This window comes from Mesorhizobium sp. M5C.F.Ca.IN.020.32.2.1 (assembly GCF_004023105.1).
GTDB classification, from domain to species: domain Bacteria; phylum Pseudomonadota; class Alphaproteobacteria; order Rhizobiales; family Rhizobiaceae; genus Mesorhizobium; species Mesorhizobium wenxiniae.
On sequence record NZ_RZSX01001614.1, the window covers coordinates 1 to 533 of the forward strand.

The 533-nt window shown below is 64.2% G+C and carries 1 protein-coding gene; it reads right to left on the minus strand.

What is annotated here, in order from left to right:
• A partial coding sequence (locus EOA86_RS37765) for an EF-Tu/IF-2/RF-3 family GTPase (RefSeq protein WP_245497518.1) occupies window positions 1–533 on the minus strand: 533 nt, incomplete at both ends.

A 533-nucleotide genomic window follows, 5' to 3' on the forward strand; every position in this document is an offset into this window, starting at 1 on the left:
GTCACCGACGGGTCGCAGAACGTGTCGGCGACGGTGCCCTTCGACAGGCCGGCGATGGCGACGATGTCGCCCGCCTGCGCTTCGTCGATCGGCTGGCGCTCGAGCCCGCGGAAAGCCAGGATCTTCGAGATGCGGCCGGTTTCGACCTGGGCACCGTCATGATGCAGAACCTTAACCGCCTGGTTGGATTTCAGTGTGCCGGATTCGATGCGGCCGGTGATGATGCGGCCGAGGAACGGATTGGCTTCCAGAATGGTGCCGATCATCCGGAACGGGCCGGGATGGACGGTCGGCGCCGGCACATGCTTGATGACGAGGTCGAACAGCGGCGCCAGGCCCTGGTCCTTCGGACCTTCGGGGTTTTCCGAGACCCAGCCGTCGCGGCCCGAGCCGTAAAGGATCGGGAAGTCGAGCTGCTCGTCGGTCGCGTCGAGCGCTGCAAACAGGTCGAACACTTCGTTGACCACCTCAACGTGGCGGGCGTCCGGCCGGTCGATCTTTTTTTTGACGACGATCGGCTTCAATCCCACCTT